The following is a 5611-nucleotide window of genomic DNA, read 5'->3' on the forward strand; positions in this document are numbered from 1 at the left end:
GCCTCACGATCGCACCGGGCGCCGATGCCTGGAGCGACGGCATCGACTTCGCGGTCGAGGCCGGCCAGACGCTGGTGGTCAGCAGCTACTTCGAGCGTTCCACGCCGCTGTCGACGGTGCACCTGCAGCCGAGCAACGCGACCTGGATGTCGAACGGCAACGCGGTGTCGGCGCCGCGCCTGCCCGATGCGCAGCGGGTGCCGGTCAATGCCTTCGTGACGGGCGTGGACGTCTGGGCCGCGCGCGCGATCCGCACGGTGGTGGCCTTCGGCGATTCGATCACCGCGGGCGGGCTCGACGGCGACGGCGGCGGCAATTCGTACCCGCAGCAACTGGCCACGCTGCTGCGCAAGAGCCCGGGCCCGGGCGCCGCGCGCGAGGTGGCAGTGCTCAACGTCGGCATCGGCGGCAACCGGCTGCTCTACGGCGGCGCGGGGCAGAGCGGCCTCGCGCGCTTCGGCGCCGACGTGCTGGGCCAGAGCGGCGTCACGCACGTGATCGTGCTGATGGGCACCAACGACATCGGCCGCACCGCCTTCATCGGCGCGCCCGGGCAGGTGGTGCCGGCGAGCGAGATCCCGACGCTCGAACAGTTGCAGGCCGGGCTGCAGCAACTGGTGCGGCAGGCGCGCGAGAAGGGCCTGAAGGTGCTGCTGGGCACGATCCCGCCGTTCGGCGGCTCGTCGTACTGGAACGAGCACACCGAGGCGCTGCGCGGCGCGGTCAACCGCTGGATCCGCGGCCGGCAGGACGTGGACGCGGTGGTCGATTTCGACGCCGCGGTGCGCAACCCGGCGCAGCCGCTGGCACTGCTGCCGGCCTACGACAGCGGCGACCACCTGCATCCCAATGCCGCGGGCCTCGCGGCGATGGCCGGCGCGGTCGATCTGCAGGAATTGCGGGAATAGGCCTACGCGCGTCGGCCGCCGCCTGCAGGCGGCGCGCCGGGCGCGGCGTCACAGCTCTACACAAGATTTCGCGTGGCGCTTACAGGCGGTTCACAAGGCACCGGCAGCATGAAGGCTCCTCCAACAACTCATGGAGCCTTGCCATGAAAAGACTCGCAGCCATCGCTTTTTCCGTCGCCGCCACCTCGCTGTTCTCGGTGGGCGCGCTCACGCTGCCGACGGCCGCCCAGGCGCAGCCGGTGGTCATGATCCAGGTGCCGCCTCCGCCGCCGCGCTACGAGCGGGTGCCGCCGCCGCGCCGCGGCTATGTCTGGGCACCGGGCCACTACGAGTGGCGTGGCGGCCGCCATGTCTGGACCAACGGCGTCTGGGTGCGGGCCCGCCCGGGCTATGCCTACCGCGCGCCCGAATGGCGCCAGGAAGGCGGCCGCTGGGCCTACAGCGCCGGCCGCTGGGACCGCGACGGCGACGGCGTGCCCAACCGCTACGACCGCCGTCCGAACAACCCGAACCGCAACTGACGCGGCCGGCATGAAAAAGCCCCCGGGGCGACCTGCAAAGGCCGCCCCGGGGGCTTTTTTCTTTCCGGGCGACGCTCGCTCAGCGGAACACGACGGTGCGGTGCCCGTTGAGCAGCACGCGGTGCTCGCTGTGCCACTTCACCGCGCGCGCCAGCACCTGGCTCTCGGTGTCGCGGCCGCGGGCCGTGAGGTCCTCGACGGTGTCGGTGTGGTCGGCGCGCGCCACGTCCTGCTCGATGATCGGGCCCTCGTCGAGGTCGGCCGTCACGTAGTGGGCGGTGGCGCCGATCAGCTTCACGCCGCGGTCGTGCGCCTGGTAGTAGGGCTTGGCGCCCTTGAAGCTGGGCAGGAACGAGTGGTGGATGTTGATCGCGCGGCCGGCCAGGCTCTGGCACAGGCCGTTGCTGAGGATCTGCATGTAGCGCGCCAGCACCACGAGCTCGGCGCCCTCGGCCTCGATGATCTCGAGCTGCTTCGCCTCGGCCTGCGCCTTGGTCGCGGCCGTCACCGGGATGTGGTGGAAGGGCACGTTGTAGCTGGCGGCCAGCTGGTAGAAGTCGCGGTGGTTCGAGACGATCGCGCGCACGTCGATGGCCAGCAGGCCGCTCTTCCAGCGGAACAGCAGGTCGTTGAGGCAGTGGCCTTCCTTGCTGACCAGGATCACCGTCTTCATCGGCTGGGCGGCGGCCTGCAATTGCAAGGTCATGCCGAAGCCCTGGGCGAAGGCGGCGAGCTGCTCGCGCAGCGCGGCCTCGCCGTGCTCGGCGCAGGCGAAGCGCACGCGCATGAAGAACAGGCCCGTGTCGTGGTCGTTGTACTGGGCGGCCTCTTCGATGTTGCCGCCGCGCTCCAGCAGGAAGCCCGAGACGGCATGCACGATGCCCGTACGGTCGGGGCAGGAGAGGGTGAGGATGTAGGCAGGGGTGGTGGTCATGGTCAGGGGCGTGATTGTCGCAGGGGTGCCAGAATGCCGTTCTCCCCGTCCGCCGCGTCCCTTTTCCCGGGGCGCCGGCCGTTCGGCGGCGGGACCTTCCACATTCCGACGAGACACACAGGAGCACGCGCATGGCCTACCAGGACTTCAACATGGACAACCAGTGGTTGCCCTTCACCCCGAACCGCCATTTCAAGAAGGACCCGCGGGTCTTCGTGGCGGCCGACGGGATGGAGTTCACCACCCACGACGGCCGCAAGGTGATCGACGGCATCTCGTCGCTGTGGTGCGTGGGCGCGGGCCACAACCGCAAGCCGATCAACGAGGCGATCAAGCAGCAGCTCGACACGCTCGACTACGCCACCGCCTTCCAGATCAGCAACGACAAGGCCTTCCGCGCGGCCGAGATGATCGCCGCGCTGGCCCCCGGCGACCTCAACAAGGTGCTGTTCTGCAATTCCGGCAGCGAGGCCGCCGACACCTCGATGAAGGTGGCGCTGGCCTACCACCGCGCGCGCGGCGAGGGCCACCGCAACGTCTTCATCGGCCGCGAGCGCGGCTACCACGGCGTGGGCTTCGGCGGCATGTCGGTGGGCGGCATCCCGGGCAACCGCAAGGTGTTCGGCTCGGCCTTCCTGCCGCGCGTGGACCACATGCGCTTCATCCACGACCCGGTCAACAACGCCTACATCCACAACCAGGAACCGGTGTGGGCCGAGGACCCGCTGGTCGAGCTCGAGACCCGCATCCTGCCGCTGCACGACCCGAGCAACGTGGCCGCGATCATCGTCGAGCCGGTGGCCGGTTCGGCCGGCTGGTACCTGCCGCCGCAGGGCTACCTCAAGCGCCTGCGCGAGATCTGCGACAAGCACGGCATCCTGCTGATCTTCGACGAGGTCATCACCGGCTTCGGCCGCATGGGCACCAACTTCGCGTCGGACTACTTCGACGTGGTGCCCGACATGCTGAACTTCGCCAAGTGCGTGACCAACGGCGTGATCCCGCTGGGCGGCGTGATCTGCCGCGACAAGCTCTACGACGCGATGATGAAGACCGACGCGCCCGAGCACGTGGTCGAGTTCTTCCACGGCTACACCTACTCGGGCCACCCGGTGGCCTGCGCGGCGGCGATCGCCACGCTCGAGCTGTTCGAGAAGGAAAGCCTGTTCCCGCGCGCCGGCGAGATGGGCAAGCTGCTGGGCGACGCCTTCCACGGCACCTTCAAGGGCCTGCCCAACGTGATCGGCATCCGCAGCCTCGGCCTGGCCGCGGCGGTCGAGCTGGCGCCGATCGCGGGCGCGCCCGGCAAGCGCGCCTACGACATCTTCCTCGACTGCTTCCACAAGGGCGCGCTGGTGCGCCCCGCGGGCGACGTGCTGGTGATCGCGCCGCCGTACATCGTCGAGAAGTCGCACATCGACACGCTGGTGAACACGCTGGCGGACGCGATCAAGGCGCACGCCTGATCGCAGGCCCCACCGCGGCCCGCAACGGGCCGCGGACGCGCCCCCGTCTCGGGGGCGCGAGCCCCGATCGGACCGCTGTGCGGCGCACAGGATCGGGGCGGCCGCACTGTCCGGCCATCCAGTAATCACCGCTGGTTTGTACTCATAGGTACTACTGGTTTCCGGAATAGCCAGCCCACCTGCCCGATCCATAGCATCCTCTTTACAAAGAAGTAGCACTTTTCGTTTAAGTGCTCTTCCTCCTGAAAGGAGCTGCCATGCCTCGTGCATCCCGTGCCGCCGTATCCCGGTGCTCCGATCGTCGCCGTGGTGCGCCCTGGGCCGCCACGGTGCACGTGGCCCTGGTGGTGGCGCTGCTCCTGGTGGCGGCGCCGCGCGCGCAGGCCAACAACGTCGGCGAGAACGCCGCCTGGCAGTTCCAGACCAGCACCGACAAGGTCAATCAGGCCGCGGTGCAGGACATGATCCGCAAGCAGAAGAGCGGCTACTACGCGGCGCCGGTCTACAACACCACGGTGGGGCGCCAGTACAACTGCAACGTCTCGGCGACCTCGACCGGCAACGACGGCAACAACAGCACGGTCGCCAATTCGCCCGCGAATGCCGGGGCGCGCTCGGGCGCCACGGGCAACGACAGCAACAGCGCGGTCGGCACGCTCGGCGCCGCGGTGGTGGGCACCAACCAGGCCAACGCGGGCACGGTGGGCTCGGCGGTCGTCGGCGGCACCAGCACGCAGGTGCAGGGCGCGGCCTGGCAGGCGCTGAACTCGGCCCAGGGCAACACCGGTGCGCAGACGGCGGGGGTGAACGGCAGCGCCGCCTGCGCCTTCGGCGTGCTCAACTGAACGGGGGCGCCATGCACTGCATCTCGCCCCACGCCCGCCGGGCGGTCTTTCTCGCGGCGCCGCTGGCCGGCGCGCTGGTGCTGGCCGGCTGCACCTCGGCGCCGCAGCAGCGCTTCGCGCCCAACGAGGCGCCCGTGGTGCTCGGCCCCTCGGTGCGCGACAACGTCACGCCGATGGAACCGGTGCTGGCCTGCTTCGCCGACCACATCGCGGCCACGCGCCGGCCCGAGGTGGTGATCGGCGTGGGCGACGTGAAGGACTACACCGGCAAGTACAGCATCAACGAGGGCAACGCGATCACGCAGGGCGGCGCGCTGATGGTCTATTCGGCGCTCGGCAAGCTCGGCGGTGCGGTGCGCATCGCCGAGCGCTTCGACCCGGTGATCGCCGAGCGCGAGCTGGCCTACGCCGACCGGCGCCAGCTCGGCGACGGCCGCACGCACCAGCTCGGCGGCGGCCCCGGCGGCGGCGCGCAGGTGGTGCCGTGGCTGCCGTACTTCGGCGGCACGATCAACAAGTCCGACTACTTCATCGTCGGCGGCATCACCGAGCTCAACTACAACATCAACTCGGGCGGCGCCGAGGTGGCGGTGAACCAGGTCGGCGTGAAGGCGCGCACCTTCACCCAGTCGGTGGGCGTGGACCTGCGCATCGTCGACACGCGCTCGCTGATGGTGGTGCGCACGGTGAGCCTCACCAAGCAGTTCAACGGCTACGAGGTCGGGCTCAACGTGTTCCGCTTCTTCGGCAGCCGGCTCTACGACGTCGACATCGGCGCCAAGGGCCAGGAGCCGGTGCAGATGGGCGTGCGCGCCGCGCTCGAGGAGGGCGTGGTGCGGCTGATGGCCGCGGTCACGCAGGTCGACCACCGGCCCTGCATGACCCTGCGCCCCGGCGGCGGCGAGCAGATCCCGCTGGTGCCGGCCGAGCAGCTGCG

General features: G+C 70.1%; 6 protein-coding genes. 5 read left to right on the plus strand and 1 reads right to left on the minus strand.

Annotated elements, in window-relative coordinates:
- A partial coding sequence (locus AC27VN_RS31080) for a GDSL-type esterase/lipase family protein (RefSeq protein ID WP_490879050.1) occupies positions 1–908 on the plus strand: 908 nt, incomplete at its 5' end.
- A gap of 143 nt (positions 909–1051) precedes the next feature.
- On the plus strand, positions 1052–1429 hold the full coding sequence (locus tag AC27VN_RS31085) for a YXWGXW repeat-containing protein (protein ID WP_208513612.1): 378 nt from the start codon (positions 1052–1054) through the stop codon (positions 1427–1429).
- Between the two features lie 79 nt (positions 1430–1508).
- Here AC27VN_RS31085 and purU read toward each other — a convergent pair whose 3' ends face one another.
- Positions 1509–2363, minus strand: a complete 855-nt coding sequence (purU, locus tag AC27VN_RS31090) for a formyltetrahydrofolate deformylase (protein WP_057594448.1) — start codon at positions 2361–2363, stop codon at positions 1509–1511.
- A gap of 131 nt (positions 2364–2494) precedes the next feature.
- Between purU and aptA the strand changes: the two genes are divergently transcribed.
- The 3 genes from aptA to AC27VN_RS31105 form a co-directional block, all read left to right on the plus strand.
- A complete protein-coding gene (aptA, locus tag AC27VN_RS31095; RefSeq protein ID WP_490879051.1) occupies positions 2495–3829 on the plus strand; it encodes an omega-aminotransferase AptA in 1335 nt (444 codons plus the stop codon).
- Between the two features lie 257 nt (positions 3830–4086).
- Positions 4087–4674, plus strand: a complete 588-nt coding sequence (locus AC27VN_RS31100) for a hypothetical protein (protein ID WP_256223119.1) — start codon at positions 4087–4089, stop codon at positions 4672–4674.
- A gap of 11 nt (positions 4675–4685) precedes the next feature.
- On the plus strand, positions 4686–5611 hold a 926-nt coding region (locus AC27VN_RS31105), incomplete at its 3' end, for a CsgG/HfaB family protein (protein WP_490879052.1).

The organism is Variovorax sp. 20P10.2.4, assembly GCF_058244205.1.

Excerpts from the sequence above, each read along its gene's own strand:
- AC27VN_RS31085 (WP_208513612.1), top strand. The coding sequence starts at position 1,052 with ATGAAAAGACTCGCAGCCATCGCTTTTTCCGTCGCCGCCACCTCGCTG.
- purU (WP_057594448.1), bottom strand. The coding sequence starts at position 2,363 with ATGACCACCACCCCTGCCTACATCCTCACCCTCTCCTGCCCCGACCGT.
- aptA (WP_490879051.1), top strand. The coding sequence starts at position 2,495 with ATGGCCTACCAGGACTTCAACATGGACAACCAGTGGTTGCCCTTCACC.
- AC27VN_RS31100 (WP_256223119.1), top strand. The coding sequence starts at position 4,087 with ATGCCTCGTGCATCCCGTGCCGCCGTATCCCGGTGCTCCGATCGTCGC.